Origin of the sequence: Streptacidiphilus sp. P02-A3a (assembly GCF_014084105.1) — a bacterium.
Lineage (GTDB): Bacteria > Actinomycetota > Actinomycetes > Streptomycetales > Streptomycetaceae > Streptacidiphilus.
This window is the reverse complement of the sequence record NZ_CP048289.1, coordinates 3,128,476-3,147,397: the sequence shown is the minus strand read 5'-3', so window position 1 is coordinate 3,147,397 and position 18,922 is coordinate 3,128,476. Positions and strand designations below refer to the sequence as shown.

17 protein-coding genes are annotated in these 18,922 nt (G+C 72.8%); 5 read left to right on the top strand and 12 right to left on the bottom strand.

The genetic code is table 11. The features are described 5' to 3' along the window. Nucleotides 1-2: 2 nt before the first annotated feature. A complete protein-coding gene (locus tag GXP74_RS14315) occupies nt 3-731 on the bottom strand; it encodes a molybdopterin-dependent oxidoreductase (RefSeq protein ID WP_182451868.1) in 729 nt (242 codons plus the stop codon). Between the two features lie 53 nt (nt 732-784). Continuing rightward, entirely contained in the window at nt 785-2,059 is a 1,275-nt protein-coding gene (locus tag GXP74_RS14310) for a CopD family protein (protein WP_225447923.1), read from the bottom strand. A 126-nt stretch (nt 2,060-2,185) separates the two neighbouring features. Between GXP74_RS14310 and GXP74_RS14305 the strand changes: the two genes are divergently transcribed. Next, the gene (locus tag GXP74_RS14305; RefSeq protein ID WP_182451867.1) at nt 2,186-4,750 is read left to right on the top strand and encodes an RNA helicase; all 2,565 of its coding nucleotides are present in this window, start codon (nt 2,186-2,188) and stop codon (nt 4,748-4,750) included. 78 nt (nt 4,751-4,828) lie between these two features. On the opposite strand, the gene GXP74_RS14300 is transcribed toward GXP74_RS14305, so the two are convergent. The 5 genes from GXP74_RS14300 to GXP74_RS14280 all read right to left on the bottom strand — a co-directional run bounded on the left by GXP74_RS14300 (nt 4,829) and on the right by GXP74_RS14280 (nt 10,100). Beyond that, nucleotides 4,829-5,848, bottom strand: coding sequence for a hypothetical protein (locus tag GXP74_RS14300; RefSeq protein WP_182451866.1), 1,020 nt, complete (start codon nt 5,846-5,848; stop codon nt 4,829-4,831). Then, nucleotides 5,845-6,759: an ABC transporter ATP-binding protein gene (locus tag GXP74_RS14295; protein WP_225447922.1), complete on the bottom strand. Its 915-nt coding sequence runs from the start codon at nt 6,757-6,759 to the stop codon at nt 5,845-5,847. Before GXP74_RS14295 ends, GXP74_RS14300 begins: the two co-directional genes overlap by 4 nt. Further along, nucleotides 6,756-7,145, bottom strand: coding sequence for a GntR family transcriptional regulator (locus GXP74_RS14290; protein ID WP_182451865.1), 390 nt, complete (start codon nt 7,143-7,145; stop codon nt 6,756-6,758). Before GXP74_RS14290 ends, GXP74_RS14295 begins: the two co-directional genes overlap by 4 nt. An 82-nt stretch (nt 7,146-7,227) precedes the next feature. Next, nucleotides 7,228-8,037, bottom strand: a complete 810-nt coding sequence (locus GXP74_RS14285) for a trans-aconitate 2-methyltransferase (protein ID WP_182451864.1) — start codon at nt 8,035-8,037, stop codon at nt 7,228-7,230. 59 nt (nt 8,038-8,096) lie between these two features. Then, nucleotides 8,097-10,100, bottom strand: coding sequence for a beta-galactosidase (locus GXP74_RS14280; RefSeq protein WP_182451863.1), 2,004 nt, complete (start codon nt 10,098-10,100; stop codon nt 8,097-8,099). Between the two features lie 311 nt (nt 10,101-10,411). On the opposite strand from GXP74_RS14280, the gene GXP74_RS14275 reads away from it, so the two are divergent. Continuing rightward, nucleotides 10,412-11,086 (top strand): response regulator transcription factor, encoded by a 675-nt coding sequence (locus tag GXP74_RS14275; RefSeq protein WP_182451862.1) that lies wholly within the window; start codon nt 10,412-10,414, stop codon nt 11,084-11,086. After that, complete coding sequence (locus GXP74_RS14270; protein WP_225447921.1) at nt 11,083-12,222, top strand: sensor histidine kinase; 1,140 nt, start codon at nt 11,083-11,085, stop codon at nt 12,220-12,222. The genes GXP74_RS14275 and GXP74_RS14270 overlap by 4 nt, the downstream gene beginning before the upstream one ends. 34 nt (nt 12,223-12,256) lie before the next feature. Here the strand turns inward: GXP74_RS14270 and GXP74_RS14265 are convergent, their stop codons facing one another. Next, a complete protein-coding gene (locus tag GXP74_RS14265; protein ID WP_182451861.1) occupies nt 12,257-14,026 on the bottom strand; it encodes a phosphatidylglycerol lysyltransferase domain-containing protein in 1,770 nt (589 codons plus the stop codon). A gap of 372 nt (nt 14,027-14,398) precedes the next feature. Between GXP74_RS14265 and GXP74_RS14260 the strand changes: the two genes are divergently transcribed. Then, on the top strand, nt 14,399-15,169 hold the full coding sequence (locus GXP74_RS14260) for a hypothetical protein (RefSeq protein WP_182451860.1): 771 nt from the start codon (nt 14,399-14,401) through the stop codon (nt 15,167-15,169). Nucleotides 15,170-15,200: 31 nt separating this feature from the next. Here GXP74_RS14260 and GXP74_RS14255 read toward each other — a convergent pair whose 3' ends face one another. Continuing rightward, on the bottom strand, nt 15,201-16,496 hold the full coding sequence (locus GXP74_RS14255) for a hypothetical protein (protein WP_182451859.1): 1,296 nt from the start codon (nt 16,494-16,496) through the stop codon (nt 15,201-15,203). 251 nt (nt 16,497-16,747) lie between these two features. Between GXP74_RS14255 and GXP74_RS14250 the strand changes: the two genes are divergently transcribed. Beyond that, a complete protein-coding gene (locus tag GXP74_RS14250) occupies nt 16,748-17,395 on the top strand; it encodes a hypothetical protein (protein WP_182451858.1) in 648 nt (215 codons plus the stop codon). 39 nt (nt 17,396-17,434) lie between these two features. Here GXP74_RS14250 and GXP74_RS14245 read toward each other — a convergent pair whose 3' ends face one another. From GXP74_RS14245 to GXP74_RS14235, 3 genes are all read right to left on the bottom strand, one after another. After that, the gene (locus GXP74_RS14245; RefSeq protein ID WP_182451857.1) at nt 17,435-17,815 is read right to left on the bottom strand and encodes a hypothetical protein; all 381 of its coding nucleotides are present in this window, start codon (nt 17,813-17,815) and stop codon (nt 17,435-17,437) included. Next, nucleotides 17,812-18,030, bottom strand: coding sequence for a toxin-antitoxin system HicB family antitoxin (locus GXP74_RS14240; RefSeq protein WP_182451856.1), 219 nt, complete (start codon nt 18,028-18,030; stop codon nt 17,812-17,814). Before GXP74_RS14240 ends, GXP74_RS14245 begins: the two co-directional genes overlap by 4 nt. 104 nt (nt 18,031-18,134) lie before the next feature. Continuing rightward, complete coding sequence (locus tag GXP74_RS14235; protein WP_182451855.1) at nt 18,135-18,908, bottom strand: SDR family oxidoreductase; 774 nt, start codon at nt 18,906-18,908, stop codon at nt 18,135-18,137. Nucleotides 18,909-18,922 lie beyond the last annotated feature (14 nt).

Here is an 18,922-nt window from a genome sequence, read left to right as displayed (position 1 = left end):
GCTCATTCACCATCGATCGGGGCGTCGGTGCGCCCGTTGGAGCGGCCGACCCAGGCCTCGACGTCGTAGCCGTTCTGCTCCCAGTAGCCCGGCATCACCCGGTCGGTGACGGTGATCCCGGAGAGCCACTTGGCGGACTTGTAGAAGTACATCGGCGCCACGTACAGCCGCACCGGGCCGCCGTGGTCCCGGGTGACCGGCACCTTGTCCATCTGGTGCGCCACCATCACGTCCGGACGCCGGGCCTCGGCCAGGGTCAGGCTCTCACTGTAGACGTCGTCGAAGCAGGTGAAGCGCAGCGCCTTGCCCTCCGGCTTCACCCCGGCCCGGTCCAGCAGCTCCGACAGCAGCACCCCGCCGAACTCGGTGTTCGGCACCCGCCAGCCGGTCACGCACTGCACGTCGCGGACCAGCGTGGTCTGCGGCAGCGCCGCCAGCTCGGCCAGGGTGTACGTGGTCGGGTGGTCGACCAGCCCGTCGATGGTGAGCCGGTAGTCCTGGTCGCTGCGGTACGGGAGGAAGGAGGCGACGTTGTAGAACTGGAAGCCGCCCCCGCCCGGGAGCAGCGAGGTGATGCCGGTCGGGTCGTGCGCGCTGATGGCGCCGAGCACGCCGTTCAGGGCGCTCTCGATCCGCGCGCCGAAGGCCACCCCGAGCGCGCCCAGCGCGCTCACGCCGATCACCACGCGTCGACCGACCGGCTTGCCGGCGAGTCCGCCGTCCTTGTCCATACCTCGATTGCACCACTTCACGCTGTGGTCCGACCAGCAGGGGCGGGCTTCTGTCAGGCTTCGGTAAGGTCCGGCGCCCGCAGCGGCCCCACTGCGGGCGCGGCGGCGGTCGCGCGGCGGCGGGCCAGCCGACCGGAGTAGCGGTAGCCGGCGCCCATCAGGCCGACCACGGCCAGCGTCTCCAGCGTGCCGTAGACCCAGGTGGACGCGTCGGCCTGCTTCGGCGCGAGCCTCGGCAGCCGCTTCGCCGGGACGGCGGTGGCGGAGTGCTCGGCGACCCGCGCCTGGTACGCCTGGTTGCGGGCGGAGCCGTGCAGGAAGGGGGCGACGAACAGCAGCAGCAGACCGCAGACCACCTCGACCGCGACCACCAGCGGGAACCTGCGCAGCAGCAGGGTGCGCAGCGGGCGCTGGTCGCCCGCGGCCCGCAGCGCCTCGATCCGCGGGTGCAGCCAGAACTGGTTGAACACGCCGAGCAGCAGCAGCGCGCCGAAGATCAGGATCTTCACCCCGAGCACCCGCCCGTACATGGTGCTGAGCAGCTGGCCGGGGCCGTCCACGTGCTCCCAGTACAGGAACAGGCCGGACAGCGTGATGGCGGCGACCGAGGCCATGGCGCAGACCGAGAAGCGGCGGATCGTGCCGGACCAGAAGGCGCCGCGCGCGTCCTCGGGCAGCGCCTCGCGGACCGCGCCGGGGGCGGCGAGCAGCAGCAGCCCGGCCAGTCCGCCGAGCCAGACGCCGCCGCCGATCAGGTGCAGCAGCCACATCAGGGTGGAGAAGACGGTGCGGCCCCAGTCGCCGACCGGCATCGCGTCCGGGAACCTGGTGCTGCCGAGCGCGACCGCGCCCGCGGCCAGTCCCGCGCCGAGCAGCCGGCGGCGGGCCCGCCCGGACGCCGCGACCGACCGCCGGGCCAGCGGCGCCACCAGTACGGCTCCGAGCAGCGAGCAGCTGACCTCGATCCCGGACAGGCGGCCGTCGTTGCTGCCGTCGTACAGGGAGTTCCAGGCCGCCGCGTAGTCGTAGCCGCTGTCGCCCGCCGCGCCGCGGGCGAGTCCGGTGAGCACCGCGGGGACCGCGAGCACGCCGGTGACCAGCGCGGCCCGGGCGAGCCTGGCGGTGACCGCGGGCACCGCCCCGGGCGCGCTGCGGGCGGCGGCCGGTACCGCGGCGAGCAGCGCCAGGGCGACCAGACCGACGAAGCCCATCAGGGTGACCCAGGTGGCCCAGGCCACCGCGCTGTCCGTGAAGGGGCCGAGCGGAGTGGAGGGCGCCGGGGCCGCCGAATACAGCGTCAGGGCAGGGGAGGTCCAGGGCAGGGGCACGGGGAGGGCCTTCCTCGATCAAGCGTCAGAAGTGCTTATTAGGTTAGCCTTACCTAAGTAAGAGTGACAAGCGGTGGCCCCGTCCGCCGATCCCGGCGGAACCGCTGCTTAGGGCAAGATAGGGCGGTGACCCTGACTGATCTCATCCCCGCCGAACCACTGCCCGATGATCTCTTCACCGCTTTCGCGGGCTGGGCGGAGGAACGCGGGATCACGCTCTACCCCGCGCAGGAGGAGGCGCTGATCGAGATCGTCTCCGGGTCCAACGTCATCCTGAACACCCCCACCGGCTCGGGTAAGAGCCTGGTCGCGGCGGGCGCGCACTTCGCCGCCCTGGCCCGCGGCGAGCGCACCTTCTACACCGCGCCGATCAAGGCCCTGGTCTCGGAGAAGTTCTTCGACCTGGTGAAGATGTTCGGCACCAGCCAGGTCGGCATGATGACCGGCGACGCCAGCGTCAACCCGATGGCGCCGATCATCTGCTGCACCGCCGAGATCCTGGCCAGCATCGCGCTGCGCGACGGCGGCCAGGCCGACGTCGGCCAGGTGGTGATGGACGAGTTCCACTTCTACGCCGAACCGGACCGGGGCTGGGCCTGGCAGGTGCCGCTGATCGAGCTGCCGCAGGCGCAGTTCCTGCTGATGTCGGCGACCCTCGGCGACGTCCGCCGGTTCGAGGCGGACCTGAAGCGCCGCACCGGGCGGCCGACCACCACCGTGGCCTCGGTCGAGCGCCCGGTCCCGCTGTTCTACGAGTACCAGCGCACGCCCATCCACGACACCCTGGAGACACTGCTCTCCACCGGCCAGGCGCCGGTCTACGTGGTGCACTTCACCCAGGCCGCCGCCGTGGAGCGGGCGCAGGCGCTGATGAGCATCAACATGTGCTCCAAGGCCGAGAAGGACGCGATCGCCGCGCTGATCGGCAACTTCCGGTTCACCACCAAGTTCGGCCGGAACCTGTCCCGGTTCGTCCGGCACGGCATCGGCGTGCACCACGCCGGGATGCTGCCGAAGTACCGGCGCCTGGTCGAACGGCTGGCCCAGGCCGGGCTGCTGAAGGTGATCTGCGGTACCGACACCCTGGGCGTGGGCGTCAACGTGCCGATCCGCACGGTGCTGTTCACCGCGCTGTCCAAGTACGACGGCCAGCGGGTCCGGCTGCTGCGCGCCCGCGAGTTCCACCAGATCGCCGGGCGGGCCGGGCGGGCCGGGTTCGACACCGTGGGGACGGTGGTCGCGCAGGCCCCCGAGCACGTCACCGAGAACGAGAAGGCCCTGGCCAAGGCCGGGGACGACCCCAAGAAGAAGCGCAAGGTGGTCCGCAAGAAGGCCCCGGACGGCTTCATCTCCTGGGGTGAGGAGACCTTCACCAAGCTGATCGACGCCCAGCCGGAGCCGCTGGTCTCCCGGTTCCGGGTGAGCCACCTGATGCTGCTGTCGGTGATCAACCGTCCGGGCAACGCCTTCGAGGCGATGCGGCACCTGCTGCTCGACAACGACGACGACCCGAAGGCCCGCCGCCGCCACATCAGCGAGACCATCGCCATCTACCGCTCACTGCTGGCGGGCGGCGTGGTGGAGCGGCTGGAGACCCCGGACGAGACCGGGCGGATCGTCCGGCTCACGGTCGACCTCCAGCAGGACTTCTCACTCACCCAGCCGCTGTCCACCTTCGCCCTGGCCGCCTTCGAGCTGCTGGACGTCGAGTCCCCCACGTACGCGCTGGACGTGCTCAGCGTGGTCGAGTCGACGCTGGACGACCCGCGGCAGATCGTCGCCGCGCAGGAGAACAAGGCCCGCGGCGAGGCCGTGGCCGAGATGAAGCGCGACGGGATCGAGTACGAGGAGCGGATGGAGCGGCTGCAGGAGATCAGCTACCCCAAGCCGCTGGAGGAACTGCTCGGCCACGCGTACGAGGTCTACCGGCGCGCCCACCCGTGGATCGGCGACCACCCGCTGCGGCCCAAGACCGTCGCCCGGGACCTCTACGAGCGGGCGATGACCTTCGCCGACTACGTCGGCTTCTACGAACTCGCCCGCACCGAGGGCCTGGTGCTGCGGTACCTGGCCGGGGCGTACAAGGCGCTGGAGCACACCGTCCCGGACGACCTCAAGTCGGAGGACCTGCGGGACCTGATCTCCTGGCTGGGCGAGCTGGTCCGGCAGGTCGACTCCAGCCTGCTGGACGAGTGGGAGAAGCTGGCCAACCCCGAGGACGAGGAGGAGCGCGAGCTGGAGCTGCTGGACGAGCGGACCGCTCCGGTCACCGCGAACGTCCGGGCGTTCCGGGTGCTGGTCCGCAACGCGATGTTCCGCCGGGTCGAACTGGCGGCGCTGGAACGGTACTTCGACCTCGGCGAGCTGGACTCGGAGGATCGGGGTGCCGCGCAGGGCGGGTCCGACAGTGGCGGCGGGCGACGGGAGGGCGGGTGGGACCAGGACAGGTGGGCCGACGCCATGGACGGGTACTGGGACGAGCACGACGACCTCGGCACCGGGCCGAACGCGCGCGGTCCGAAGATGCTGATCATCGACGACGAGTCGGTGCAGGGCGCCTGGCTGGTCCGGCAGATCTTCGACGACCCGGCCGGGGACCACGACTGGGGCATCAGCGCCGAGGTCGACCTGGCCTCCTCGGACGAGGAGGGCCGGGCGGTACTGCGGGTCACCTCGGTCGACCGGATGTAGCCCGCGGCGGCCGGTGTCACCGGATCCGCCACGGGGGTCCGCGGGTCGCGGCCGATCAGCCGCGACCCGCGGGCCGGGTCAGCGCCGGGCGCCGCGCACCCGGTACAGCACCAGCCCGAACAGGGCCAGGGCCAGCGCCAGCAGGATCCCCGCCTCGACCGACTGGAGCGGCCAGAAGTGCGAGGCGGGCTGATAACTCCCGTAGTAGGCCTTGGGGTTGGCGCAACCGTCGCAGCCGCTGGCAGTGGTGATCCGGGTGCCGTTCGGCAGGATCTGCCCGCTGGAGACCACCCAGGCGTCCGGCGGCGCGAGGAAGCCGTCGTAGTCCCCGGAGAACGGCTGGACCCCGTTGACCGCCGGGTAGAGGTGCGGACGCAGCTGGTACAGGACGACGTCGGTCAGCACCGCGAGCAGGCCGGTCACCCCGATCGCGAGCAGGGCCCGGCGCAGCAGCAGCCCCACCACCGCCCCCAGCGCCAGCGTGTAGAGCGAGTAGGCCACCGGCATCAGCCCGCTGGAGGCGTAGGCCAGCACGTCGTAGCGGTAGTCACTGAGCGTTCCCCGCGGCTGCGCCTGGTCGTGCCAGAACCAGTCGGACATCCCGGTCAGCGCGACCGTGGCCAGTCCGACCACGGCCACCGCGGCGCCGAGCCGCGCGGCGAGCCAGCGGGTGGGCGACACCGACTGGCTCCAGACCAGCAGATGGGTGCGCCGCTCGTACTCGCGGGACAGCAGGGGCGCCCCGACGAACATGCCGACCAGCACCGGCAGCACCGTGAGGCCGAGCTGAACCAGCGTCAGCGACAGGCTGGTGAAGCGCAGTTCGCTGTTGAAGTAGTTCCCGCAGGTCGAACCGATGCCATGGGAGTCGGTGAACGGATCCGCCCCCGCCGGGCCGCACCGGGTACCCAGCGGGCCCGCCGCGGCCGCGTCGATCTGGTGCGCCTGGTAGCCGAGGACGGCCGCGACCAGCGCCACCACCGCCGCCGACGTCCCCACCAGCCAACGGTTCTGACGCCACGCCAGCCAGGCCGCGCCGTGCAGCCGTTCGGTCCGGTACCAGGGCGGCCCGGCGGCCCGGGCCGCGCCCGCGCTCACGCGGCCACCGCCTGGTCGACCACGGCCTTCGAGGTGTAGAGCGAGGGGGCCTGCGGCGCGCGCAGATACGCCAGCAGCAGTTCCTCCAGGGTCGGTTCGGTGTGCTGCCACTCCCCCGCGACCGGTCCCCGCGGCCGTATCAGCGCCGTGAGTTGGCGTCCCTGGAGGCGTTCCTCGACCACCGTGTGGGCGGTCAGCCGCCCGGCCGGTCCGGCGCCGACCAGCAGCCGGTGCGCGGCCAGGATCTCCTCCGACTCCCCGGCCAGCCGGACCCGCCCCCGGTCCACCAGCAGCAGGTAGTCGATGACGCCTTCGAGTTCGGCCAGGATGTGGGTGGACAGCACGATGGTGGTGCCGTGCTCGGCCGCCTCCGCCATCAGCGTGCCCAGCAACTGGTGCCGGGCCAGCGGGTCCAGGTCGGACATCGGCTCGTCCAGCAGCAGCAGGCGCGGGCGCTTGCCGAGCGCCAGCGCCAGCGCGACCCGGGTGCGCTGGCCGCCGGAGAGGCCGCCGATCCGCGCCCGCGCCGGCAGTTCGCCCTGGTCCACCACCCGGGCGGCCACCGCCTCGTCCCAGTCGGGGTTGAGCTCGCGGCCCAGGCGCAGCGTCTCGGCGACGGTGAACCGCTCGTACAGCGGCTTGTCCTGGGCGACATAGGCGAAGTGGCGGCGCGACCGGGGTCCGCGCGCGCTGTCGCCGAACACCTCGACGCTGCCCTCGGTCGGGGCCAGCAGCCCGGCGGCGAGTGCCAGCAGCGTGCTCTTGCCCGCCCCGTTGGGGCCGACCAGGCCGCACACCCGACCGGCCGGGATCTGGAAGCCGCACCCCCGCAGCGCCCAACCCCGACCGTACGACTTGCCCAACCCGACTGCCCGCAAGGCTATCTGATCGTCCATCAGTTCAGTGCTCATCGCGCCCCCTCGAAAGTCTGCTCCACCACGGACGCAACCAGCGCGGTGACGTCCTCACGTTCCAGACCGGCCCGCCGGGCCCGGTCCATCCAGGCGCTGAGCTCGGCCCGCAACTCCCCGTCCGCCCCCGCCTCGGGCCGCGCCAGCGAACGCCGGACGAAGGTGCCGAGGCCGGGCCTGGGCTCGACCAGCCCCTCCCGGTCGAGCTCGCGGTACGCCTTGAGCACGGTGTTCGGGTTGATCGCCGTCGCCTCGACCACCTCGCGGGCGGTGGGCAGCTTGTCGCCGGGCTGGAGCAGCCCCAGCCGCAGCGCCTGCTTGGTCTGCTGGACGATCTGGAGGTACGTGGCCACGCCGCTGCGCCGATCGATGCGGTACTCGATCATGCCCGCATCACCCTTTCACTCATTCAATAGTGGAATAGTGACCCAGGGCCGCCCGCCGGTCAAGGACCGGTGGGCACGGGGGTCAGCGGGCGCGGGCCTTGAAGGCGTGGGTGAAGAGGATCATGTCGATGCCGCCGCCGTGGGCGTCCAGGATCCGGGCGGTCTGCTGGAGGACCTGCTCCCGGCGGTCGTCCGGGAGGATCCGGTAGCGGGAGATGGTGTCCAGGTAGTCCAGGTAATGGGCGGTGCCGAAGTGCTGCGGGCGCGCGTGGCGGGTGGAGACCAGATCGGTGAAGCGCCCGTCGCGGCGGCACTCGGCCTCCGGCCAGCCGCTCGCCTCGCGCCACTCCCCGATGCCGCCGTCGAACTCCGACGCCAGCCGGGCATGCGGCGGCTCCAGGTCCGGGTACGCGGCGTCCGCCGCCGCCAGCGCCGCGTGCAGGGCGGGGTCGACCACCCCGGCGCCGTTCCAGAACAGCGCCAGCGCGCCCCCGGGCACCAGCGCGGCGTGCGCCAGGTCCCAGCGGCGGGCCGGGTCGGTCCAGTGCCAGGAGGTCGCCGCGTACAGCAGGCCGAAGCGCCGCCCGCCGGGCCGCCAGTCCTCGAACACCAGGTTCTCGACCCGCACCGCCGGATAGGGCGCGACCGTGCGCCGCAGCACCTCGGCCATCCTCGGGTCCGGTTCGAGACAGGTCAGGTCCAGGCCGTGGGCGGCGAAGGACACCGTGGCCTTGCCGGTCCCGGCGCCGACCTCGACCACCGGGCGGTCGCCGAGGTCCGCGAAGCCGAGGACGTCGGCGACCAGTTCCTCCGGGTAGCCCAGCCGAGCGGCGTGGTAGCGCTCGGCCACCTCGCCGAAGACCTGGCTCTGCGCGCGCTGCCCCGTCGTCATCCCCGCCCCCGCTCACGACCCGGCCGGACCCGGCCGACTGCTGTCATGGTAGCCAGCGGTCAGCGGGTGCTGACCACCACCCGGACCCGCCCGGCCGGGACGGTGACCTGCTCGCCGCCGAGCGGTACCACCACGTCCTGATCGGTGTGGTTGATCAGGAAGTCGAACTCGTCACCGCCGGCGCCGACCCGGCGCACGCACTCGACCCCGGCCGGGCGCCCCACCGGCAGCGCCAGGCCCGCGTCGGCGCAGGCGGCCCGGAGCACCGCGTCCAGGGTGGACTGGTCCGGGGCGGTGGCCAGGTACCAGGCGGTGCCCTCGCCGAAGCCGTGGCGGGTCACCGCCGGACGGCCCGCCCCCGGTCCCTCGCTGTGCCGCAGCACCGCCGCCGCGCCGTCCAGCCGCAGGTCCTCGGCCCAGCGGGAGGCCGATCCGGCGGGGATGCCCGGGTCCTCCGAGGCCAGCTTGACCCGCTGCCCGGGCAGCAGCGGCAGGAACTCCTCGGTCCGCACGCCCAGGATGTCCCGCAGCGCGCCGGGGTAGCCGCCCAGGTGCACCGCGCCGTTCTGGTCCACGATGCCGGTGAAGTACGAGGAGACCAGGGTGCCGCCGGAGCGCACCCAGCCGCGCAGGTTCTCGGCCCAGGCGGCGCTGGTGACGTACATCGAGGGCGCCAGCACCAGCCGGTAGCCGGACAGGTCCGCGCCCGGGTGGACGAAGTCCACGGTCAGGCCCGCGTGCCAGAGGCAGGCGTAGAAGGCGTCCAGCCGCTCCCGGAAGCCAAGGTCGGTGGACGGCTTGTTGCCGCAGTCCAGGTTCCAGCGGGACTCCCAGTCCCAGACGATCGCGGCCTTGGCCTCGACCCTGGTCCCGCAGACCTCCTCCAGCTTGCCGAGCCGCGCGCCCAGCGCCACCACCTCGCGCCAGAGCCGGGTGTCGGTGCCCGCGTGCGGCACCATCGCCGAGTGGAACTTCTCCACCCCGTTGCGGGACGCCCGCCACTGGAAGAACATGATCCCGTCGGCGCCCCGGGCCAGGTGCGCCAGACTGTTGCGGGCCAGCTCACCCGGGCGCTTGGCGATGTTGTGCCCCTGCCAGTTGACCGCCGAGGTGGAGTGCTCCATCAGCAGCCAGGGCCGTCCCCCGGCCAGCGAGCGGGTCAGGTCGGCCGACAGCGACAGGTTGATGTGGTTGTCCTTCTGGGCGGCGGTCAGGTAGTGGTCGTTCGCGACCACGTCCACCTCCTCCGCCCACTGCCACAGGTCCAGGTTGTCGGTGAGCCCGGCCATGAAGTTGGTGGTGATCGGCACCGACGGGTCGGCCGCGCGGACGATGTCGCGCTCGCGGCGGTAGCACTCCAGCAGCGCGTCCGAGCTGAACCGGCGGAAGTCGACCTGCTGCGAGGGGTTGGCCGCGGCCGGGGCCTCGCGCGGCACGTCCACCTCGTCGAAGTCGGCGTAGAGCTGGCCCCAGAAGGCGGTGCCCCAGGCGGCGTTCAACGCCTCCACGGTCCGGTAGCGGTCGGCCAGCCAGGCCCGGAAGGCACTCACCGACTGCTCGCAGTAGCAGCGGGAGGTGTGGCAGCCGTACTCGTTGTGGATGTGCCAGAGCACCACCGCCGGGTGCCCGGCGTAGCGGCGGGCCAGCTCGGTGGTGATCCGGGCGGCGGCCCCGGCGTACTCGGGCGAGCTGGGGCAGTAGGTCTGCCGGGCGCCGTAGCCGAGCACCGTGCCGCTCACGGTGACCGGGCGGACGTGCGGGTTGGCCCGCTGGAACCAGGCCGGGGGCGCGGCGGTGGGCGTGGCCAGGTCGATCCTGATCCCGGCCTCGTGCAGCAGCCCGATGATCCGGTCCAGCCAGCCGAAGTCGTACTCCCCGGGGCGGGGCTCCAGCCGCGCCCAGGAGAAGATGCCCAGGCTGACCAGGTTCACTCCGGCCTCCCGCATCAGCGCCACGTCCTGCGGCCATATCTCCTCCGGCCACTGCTCGGGGTTGTAGTCGCCGCCGTAGGCGACCGAGCCGAGGTCGAACCGGGGCCTCTCGGACGCGGACTGTACGGTCATGCACGTCTCCTGGGGTGCTCGCACGGATACTCACAGGTACGGCCGGGGCCGATCGACGAAGCCTGCCCGGGTCGCCCGGGTTCGGCAAGCCCTGAGCCGATCATCGGCCGCGGCACTTCCCAGCCTACGGCGCACCGGGACGGCGACAGCGACGGGCGGGCACGGCTCTCGTACCCTCATTACGGCCCGCACCCGCGTTTCCGCGCGGACACGGGCCGCCTGCCCGGCAACGGCTGCGCCGTCGGCGGCGTCAGTGAGAGTGTCAGTGGCAGTCCGCGAGCAGCACCGAGCAGCACCGAGGAGAGATCACGTTGATCCGTGTGATCGTCGTCGACGACGAGACACTCGTACGGTCGGGCCTGAGCCTGATCGTCGGCTCGGCCCCCGACATCGAGGTGGTCGCCACCTGCGCGGGCGGCGAGGCCGTGGAGACGGTGCGGGAGCACACCCCGGACGTGGTGCTGCTGGACATCCGGATGCCCGACGTGGACGGCCTGACCGTGCTGCGCGCGCTGCGCGCCCTGCCCCGGCCCCCGGCGGTGGCGATGCTGACCACCTTCGACACCGACGAGTACATCGGCACCGCGCTGCGGGCCGGCGCGGGCGGCTTCCTGCTCAAGGACACCGACCCGGAGCAGCTGAAGCAGGCGGTCCGGGTGCTGGCCGAGGGCGGCCGGGTGCTGTCCCCGGCGGTCACCGAGACCGTGATCGCCGGCTACCTGGACTCCGGTCCCGACCGGCACACCGCCGACCGGCTGCGCAGCATGACCACCCGGGAGCTGGACGTGCTGGCGCTGCTCGGCGAGGGCCTGTCCAACGCCGACATCGCCGCCCGGCTGTTCCTGAGCACCGGCACGGTCAAGGACCACATCAGCGCGATCCTGGCCAAGCTCGGCACCGCGAACCGGGTCCAGGCCGCCGTCTTCGCGCACCAGGCGGGGCTGCTCGGCGGTCCGGAGCAGGGCGGCCAGGGGCGCAGGCCGTGACCGAGCCGGTGCGCTGGTACCTGCGGCCGTGGCTGACCACCCTGGTCCCGGCGGCGCTGGCGACGCTGGACGCGCTGCTGGCGAACGACCTGGGCTCGGTCACCCAGATGTCCACCTCGCTGCTGGCCGCCGCCGCGCTGCTGCTGCGGCGGCGCTGGCCGGTGCCGGTGCTGCTGCTGACCGTGCCCGGGATGCAGCTGAGCTACATCTGGCTGGCGCCGATGCTGGCCCTGTACACGGTGGCGACCTGCGTCCGCCGGCGCTGGGCGGTGGCGCTGTGCGCGCTGCTGGTGGCACTGTGCCAGTTCGTGCCCTGGCCGGTGTTCGACTACCCGCTCGGCTGGGACCGGACCACGGTGCTGTCCGCGCTGTACTCGCTGCTGACCGCCGCCGCCCCGGTCGCGCTCGGACTGCTGGTCCAGACCCGGCGTGAACTCGCGGTGCGGCTGGACGAGCTGACGAGGGGCCAGGAGCGGGAGCAGGCGCTGCTGGCGAACAGCGTGCTCTCCATGGAACGCGCCCGGCTGGCACGGGAGATGCACGACGTGGTGTCGCACCAGGTCAGTCTGATCTCGATTCAGGCGAGCGTGCTGCAAGTCCGCGCGCAGGAACCGGAGGCGGTCACCGAGGGCGCCTTGACGATCCGTCAACTGTCGGTGAAGACACTGGACGAGCTGCGGCAGATGGTCGGCGTGCTGCGCGCGGCCGGGGGCGACGGGCGCGAGCTCACCCCGCAGCCGACGCTGGCGGACCTGCCCCGGCTGATCGGCGCCAGCGGCGTCAGCGCCGCGCTGGAGTCGGGCCTGGACGTCGCCGGTGGCGCCCGCTGGCCGGAGCCGGTGGAGCGGGCGGCCTACCGGACGGTGCAGGAGGCGCTGACCAACGTCCGCAAGCACGCGCCGGGCTCGGAGGTGACCGTGCGGCTGCACGCCGAGGGCGGCTCGCTGATCGTCCAGGTGCGCAACGGGCCGCCCGAGCCAGGGGCGGAGCCGCTGCTGCTGCCCGGCGGCGGGCACGGGCTGATCGGCCTGCGCGAGCGGGCCCAGCAGCTCGGCGGCACGCTGGTCTCCCGGTCCACCGTGGACGGCGGCTTCCTGGTGCACGCGGAGCTCCCGGCGCCGAGCGGTCCGAGCTGACCGGCGCCGGGCGCCCCCGGCCGGACGGGAGGGGTCAGGCGGCGCGCTGCAGTACCGGCTGCTCGGCGGCGGCAGCGGCGCGGTGGCGGCGGCCGAACAGCGAAGGCAGCCGGGGCTGGGTGATGAAGCCCTCCGCGCACGCGTTCACCAGCGCGATCCGGGGCAGGTCGCGGCTGCGCTCGAAGAGCAGGTAGCGCGGCTCCCAGTGCGGGCGGTACTTGGCGTTGGCCCGGTACAGCGACTCGATCTGCCACCAGCGGGAGACGAAGAGCAGCACCGAGCGCCAGGCCCGCAGGAACGGACCCGCCCCCAGCCGCGAGCCCCGCTCGAACACCGCGCGGAACACGGCGAAGTTCAGGGAGACCCGCTCGATGCCCAACTGCTCGGCGCCCAGCAGCAGTTCGATGACCATGAACTCCAGCAGGCCGTTGTCGGAGTCCCGGTCACGGCGCATCAGGTCCAGCGACAGGCCGTGCTCGCCCCAGGGCACGAAGCTGAGCAGCGCCCGCAGCTCCCCGTCGCCGTCACGGCACTCCAGCATCGCGCACCGGCCGTCGCCGGGGTCGCCCAGCCGTCCCAGCGCCATCGAGAAGCCGCGCTCGGTCTGGCCGTCGCGCCACTGGTCGGCGCGGCCCAGCAGGGTCTCCATCTCCGCGTCGCCGATCTCGCCGTGGCGGCGCAGCAGCACGCTGTAGCCCGCCCGGCGGACCTTGTTGTGCGCCTGCCGGACGGTCCGCATGGCCCGCCCCTCCAGGGTGAACTCGGAGACATCGACGATCGCCTCGTCGCCCAGTTCCAGCGCGTCCAGGCCGTGCCGGGCGTAGACGATGCCGCCCTCCTCGCTGGCCCCGGTGACCGCCGGGACCCAGGCGTTCTCCCGGGCCTGCCGCAGCCAGCACTCGATCGCGCCGGGCCAGGCCTCGACGTCGCCGATCGGGTCGCCGGAGGCCAGCGACACCCCGCCGAGCACCCGGTAGGTGACCGCGGCCTTGCCCGAGGGCGAGAAGACCACCGACTTGTCCCGGCGCAGCGCGAAGTAGCCCAGCGAGTCCCGGTCGCCGTGCCGCTCCAGCAGCGCCCGCAGCCGGGCCTCGTCGGCCGCGTCCAGGTACTCCTTGCCGCGGGGCGAGCGGAACAGCGCGTACAGCACCACCAGCAGCACGCCGACGCTGAGCACGTTGATCGACACGTCGACCCAGCGCGGCACCAGCACGTAGAGGTCCGGCGAGCCGTTGAGGCCGAGCGAGATCACCCGCAGCAGCACGTAGGCCAGCCGGTCCGACAGCGAGGAGCCGGTCTCACTGTTGGTCAGCCCCACCAGCGTCCCGCCGACCAGGAAGGTGACCGCGCCGCCGACCAGCAGCACGCCCAGCGCCAGCCCGGGGTTGGACCGGTCGCCCCGGGCCCGGAAGTCCTTGCGGCCGAGCACCAGCGCCACCGTGAACAGCAGGGTGATGCCCGCCGTCAGCCAGTTGAACGGGTGCTCGCGCACCTCCGGACGCAGTGCCAGGGCGGCGCCGAACTCCACCGTGAACAGCCACGCCAGCACCATGTTGGCGATCCAGGCGGCCCGCTTGTGACGGTTCATCATGACCGCCAGGAACAGCGCGAAGGCACCGGACGCGAAGCCCGCGGTGAGCAGGAAGGGCGTGTAGAAGTCGCCCACGTTGTGGTGCTGGACCTGGCTCCGGAAGGACGCCGACACCGCGCCCAGGATGTTGAGGCAACCGACCGTCCGCAGGTACCAGACGACGGTACGGAAACTGACGCGCTGTGCCATGGGCGCGGCTGCGGCTTGTGACATGGAAGACGGCTCCGGTGCGTGGACTGCGGGGTGGGCGGACGGCCTGGTCCGCGGCGGCGGGCGGTGGTGGTGCCGCCTGACGGTTCGGGCCCCGGAACGGACGGGTGTCCCGATGACCAGCATGCCGTCGGCGCCGCCCGCTCCGCGTCACTCCAGGGACTTGGCCACCCCCGCCGATCGGCGGGTGGGAGTGGGCTGAAAGGAGGCTGAAAGGCGGCCGCGCGCGGATCAGACTGGAGCCCGGGGAACCACCTGGACCCGAAGGACGTCAGACTGTCTCCCGGGAGGATGCTCCCGGAACCGGGGACGCCCGGCGGCAACGGACACCAACCGCATCCGGCGGGCGGTGGATGACACGGACACGGGGGACCGATGCGGACCAGCCTGGACGGCGGAGCAGAGCCGAGCGGCGGCAGACCGCCGCGCCGCGGCGCGGCCCGCGGCGCGCGGACGGCGGCGGCGCTGCTGACCGGCGCCCTGCTGCTCGGCGGGGCGGCCGCGTGCAACCGGACCACCGCGGCCCAGGGCGGCGGCTCGCCGACGCCCGGCCACAGCATGCAGGCGGTGGACGACGCCTCGGGCACCGCCACCGCCACCGGCTCCCCCTCGTCCGGACCCAGGCACCACCACCGGCACCCGTCCGCACCGCCGCCGTCCGGCAGCCCGACCGGCAGCGCGACCGGGACCGGGACCGGGACCGGCCCCGGCGCCGGGTACGGCCAGGGCGGCGGCCTGGACGCCACCGCGCAGCGGCTCGCCCCCTACCTGGAGCGGCACTTCGGCACCAGCTACGCCTCGGTGCTGGTCGACGACCCGCACGACCAGCTGGTGGTCTACCGGCTGCCGAACCCGAAGCTGGACGCCGCGGCCCTGGCCCTGGCCGGGCGGACCAGGCTGGCGTTCGTCGTCGCCCGGTACTCCTACCTGCGCCAGGCCCAGGTGCTCGCCCGGATCGCGCACGACCTGGGCTACTGGCGCGGCCACGGCATCGTGATCAACTCGCGCGGCACGACCAACGGCGTCCACTGCGCCGTGATCGTGACCACGAACTCCGGCAGCGCCCAGCAGCAGCTGGCCTTCGACACCCGCTACGGCAAGGGCGTGGTGAAGGTCGTCGAGGGCGAGTCGATCGTCTACAAGTAGATCGTCCGCACGTGGTCGGCCCGGGCCGGGATCAGACGGTCACCGAGGTGCGGGCCGCGGTCCGGGCCGTGCCGGCGGTGCCGGTGTACTCGCGCCAGTCGTCGGGCCGCTGCCCGACCTGGAGCGTCCGCAGCCGCCGCAGCACCTCCGGGTCCTGCGCGTCGAGCCACTCCACCAGCTGCCGGAAGGACACCAGCCGGACGTCGGGCTTGGCCGCGATGTCCCGCAGCGCCTGCTCGACGGCGGTCATGTAGATGCCGCCGTTCCAGCTCTCGAAGTGGTTGCCGATGTACATCGGCGCCCGGTTGGTGCTGTAGGCGCGGTTGAATCCGGCCATGTACGAGCTGTACGCCTGGTGCTGCCAGTAGGGGCGCATCGACGGATCGCCGTTGACCTTGGCGTGGGACTGGTTGGCCATCATGTTGTAGTCCATCGACAGCACCTCGAAGCTGTGCCCGGGGAACGGGATGCCCTGGAGCGGGAAGTCCCACAGGCCGCCGCGCTTGTCCGGCCAGACCTGGAGGCCGCCGGGCGAGCTGGCGTCGTACTTCCAGCCGAGCGAGCGGGCGGCGGGCAGCAGCCGGTCCTGACCGAGCAGGCAGGGGGTGCGGCTGCCGATCAGCTCCTTGCGGTAGTCGAAGGGCAGCGGGTCGAGGTCGGTGAAGCCGGTGTTGCTCTTCCAGTTGGTGACGAAGCCGACGGCCTGGTCGATCTCGCTGTGCCACTGGTCCGGGGTCCACACGCCGACGCCGGAGCCCGGGTCGCAGAAGTGGCCGTTGAAGTGGGTGCCGATCTCGTGCCCCTCCAGCCAGGCCGGTCCGACCTGCTGTAGCGTCGCCCGGATGTGCTCGTCCTTGAGGTAGCCGATGTCGGACGCCCCGGGGCGGTGGCCGGGCGGCAGGTAGGTCTCCTTCTTGCTCTCCGGCAGGGTGTAGATCCCGGAGAGGAAGAAGGTCATGGTGGCGTTGGTCTCCTGGGCGACCTTGCGGTAGTGCGAGAACAGGGCCTTGCTGTCCTCGCCCGCGCCGTCCCAGGAGAACACCACGAACTGCGGCGGCTGCTGTCCCGGCAGCAGCCGCTCGGGCACCGGCTGGTGCGGCTGCGGTCCGGTGTCGGCGGTCGAGCCGTCGCCGATCAGCCGGACGGCCGTGACCGGCCGGGCGGCCGGGGCCGCCGGGGGGACCTCCCGGTGCGGGACGGTCGCGTCACCCGGCCGGGAGTCGGCCGAGCCGGTGCGCGCACCGGCCGCGCAGCCGGCCACACCCAGGGCCGCTGCCGCAGCCACCGCTCCCCCGGCCAGGACGTCTCTTCGCGAAAGCGAACCCATACGGTGCCACCATGCCTTCCAGTTGGGTGCGGCTGCCTGCCTGCATGCCTCCGCCGGTACGACTGTGTGATTGCTGTTGGCTCACCGTACCCAGCGAGTCGCACCGTTCAGTCCTGATTTGGACGTGCTAGCCCCAGGATCCACCCCTATGGCTCGAAAACGACCGCGACACCCCTTGTATCCGAGCACCACCACCGGTACCGGTGACCGACCGTCGGCCCTGGTCCGGCGCGTCCCCTAGGCTGACGCCCATGACTGACTGGGGGACCGTCTCCGCCCTGGCCACCGCCGGGGGAACACTCGTCCTGGCGGCCGCCTCGTTCGCGTCCATCCGCTCCGCGGACCGCGCCGCGCTGTCCGCCGAACGGGCGGTGCAGGCGTCGCTGCGCCCGCTGTTCATCGCCTCCCGGCTGGAGGCGCCGGAGCAGAAGGTGATGTGGCTGGACGGCCACTGGACCAGGCTCACCGGCAGCATGGGCTACGTGCACCAGGCCGACGACGGGGAGATCTACCTGGCCATGTCGATCCGCAACGTCGGACCGGGCCTCGGGGTGATCCACGGCTGGCGGGTGGGGCAGCTGTCGGCGGACGCCGATCCGGACGCGCCGCCGCTGGAGTCCTTCCACCGGCAGGGCCGCGACCTGTACGTCGCCCCCGGCGACACCGGCTTCTGGCACGCCGCCGTCCGCGAGCAGGACCACCCGGACCGGGAGCTGCTGACCCGGCTGATCAAGGACCGGGAGCGGATCACGGTCGACATACTCTTCGGCGACTACGAGGGCGGGCAGCGCACCGTCAGCCGCTTCTCGCTGCTGCCGCGCGGCGAGGAGGAGCGCCGCTGGTTCTGCCAGTCCGCCCGGCACTGGAGCATCGACCGGCCCGACCCGCGGCACGGCTGACACCGCGCCCGACACCGCACCGGCCCGCCGGTCCGGCCGTCAGTCCAGGTCGGTGAGCTTGCGCAGGGCCTCGGCGGTGGCGAAGAGGTCCGCCCGGCGCTCCTTCGCGTGCTCGACCAGGTCCGCCAGCGCGAAGCTGTTCGGCAGCCGCTCCACCCCGGCCATCACCAGGTAGGAGCGGGTGAGCGTGGCCGTGTAGAACTCGTTCATCGGGCTGTCCAGCGGCGGGCACACCGCCAGCGTGTGCAGCAGCGCGGCGGCACGCCAACAGATGTCGCGCGGTTCCTCGTCGGCCACCAGCACCACGTCGCTGGCGTGCCGGGCTATCGCCGCGCTGATCCCGGAGGGATCCCACACGGTCGGGTCGGACGGCAGGTGGTGCGCGAGTACGTTCCAGGCCCAGGCCTCGTCTGCTTTCACGCGCTCTTCCGCCCGAACCGCTCCTGGAAGTAGGCCCAGTTCTCGGCCGTGTTGAACTCGGCTGCGGCATCGAGGAACCGCTGCCGGTCGGCGTCGAGCTCCCGCTTGGCGACCTCGGTCACCAGCGCCGTGATCGTCGTCCCCTCGGCCGCCGCGCGGGCGGCCAGGCGGGCGTGGAACTCCTCGTCCACCCGGATCGTGATGTGCTTCGACATGGCCTCAGCGTACAGCTCGTCCGCTGTACACGGGAACGCTTCGACCGGAGCGCTTGTCGCGGTGGCGCGCACTCCGGCGCCCACCCCGGCGCTCACCCCGGCGCTCAGCGCTGGTCCAGCCGGCGTCCGGCCCGGGCCGAGACGCGGACCAGCGCCTCCAGCGGGAGCTTGCGGGTGGCCGCGACCATCGTCCGGTAGCGGAGCGCCGGGACGCTGACCGACCGGCCGCGCGCCAGGTCCCGCAGCCCCTCGTCGACCACCTGTTCGGCGGACAGCCACATCCAGCCGCGCAGCGCCGACATGTCGATCCCGCCCCGGTCGTGGAACTCGGTCCGGGTGAAGCCCGGGCACAGCGCCAGCACCCGCACCCCGGTCCCGGCCAGGTCCCGGGCCACGCTCTGGCTGAAGCTGACGACCCATGACTTGCTGGCGCCGTAGGTGCCGCGCGGCAGGAAGGCCGCCACCGAGGCGACGTTCACCACGTAGCCGCGACCGCGCTCGCGCATCCCCGGCAGCACCGCCCTGGTCAGCCGCAGCACGGCCTCCACGTGCAGCTTCACCATGGCCAGCTCGTCGGCCAGCGGGGCGGTGCCGAAGCGCTCCCTGATCCCGAACCCGGCGTTGTTGACCAGCAGGTCCACCGGACGCTCCGGGTCGGACAGCCGCTCCTCGACCGCGGCGATGCCCTTCTCCTCGGCCAGGTCGGCGGCCAGTACCTCGACCGCCGAGCCGTAACGCTCGGTCAGTTCGGCGGCGGTCGCCTCCAGCCGCAGCGGATCACGGGCGACCAGGACCAGGTCGAGGCCGTCGGCGGCGAGGCGGCGGGCGAAGGCCGCGCCGATACCGGCGCTGGCACCGGTGACAAGGGCAGTGGGCATACCGGCACGATAGC

Bases quoted from the DNA above. Each gene is read 5' to 3' on its own strand.
- GXP74_RS14240 (WP_182451856.1), bottom strand. From the start codon at position 18,030: ATGTCGAAGCACATCACGATCCGGGTGGACGAGGAGTTCCACGCCCGC.
- GXP74_RS14255 (WP_182451859.1), bottom strand. From the start codon at position 16,496: ATGGGTTCGCTTTCGCGAAGAGACGTCCTGGCCGGGGGAGCGGTGGCT.
- GXP74_RS14290 (WP_182451865.1), bottom strand. From the start codon at position 7,145: ATGATCGAGTACCGCATCGATCGGCGCAGCGGCGTGGCCACGTACCTC.
- GXP74_RS14285 (WP_182451864.1), bottom strand. From the start codon at position 8,037: ATGACGACGGGGCAGCGCGCGCAGAGCCAGGTCTTCGGCGAGGTGGCC.
- GXP74_RS14280 (WP_182451863.1), bottom strand. From the start codon at position 10,100: ATGACCGTACAGTCCGCGTCCGAGAGGCCCCGGTTCGACCTCGGCTCG.
- GXP74_RS14265 (WP_182451861.1), bottom strand. From the start codon at position 14,026: ATGTCACAAGCCGCAGCCGCGCCCATGGCACAGCGCGTCAGTTTCCGT.
- GXP74_RS14295 (WP_225447922.1), bottom strand. From the start codon at position 6,759: ATGAGCACTGAACTGATGGACGATCAGATAGCCTTGCGGGCAGTCGGG.
- GXP74_RS14235 (WP_182451855.1), bottom strand. From the start codon at position 18,908: ATGCCCACTGCCCTTGTCACCGGTGCCAGCGCCGGTATCGGCGCGGCC.
- GXP74_RS14250 (WP_182451858.1), top strand. From the start codon at position 16,748: ATGACTGACTGGGGGACCGTCTCCGCCCTGGCCACCGCCGGGGGAACA.
- GXP74_RS14260 (WP_182451860.1), top strand. From the start codon at position 14,399: ATGCGGACCAGCCTGGACGGCGGAGCAGAGCCGAGCGGCGGCAGACCG.
- GXP74_RS14315 (WP_182451868.1), bottom strand. From the start codon at position 731: ATGGACAAGGACGGCGGACTCGCCGGCAAGCCGGTCGGTCGACGCGTG.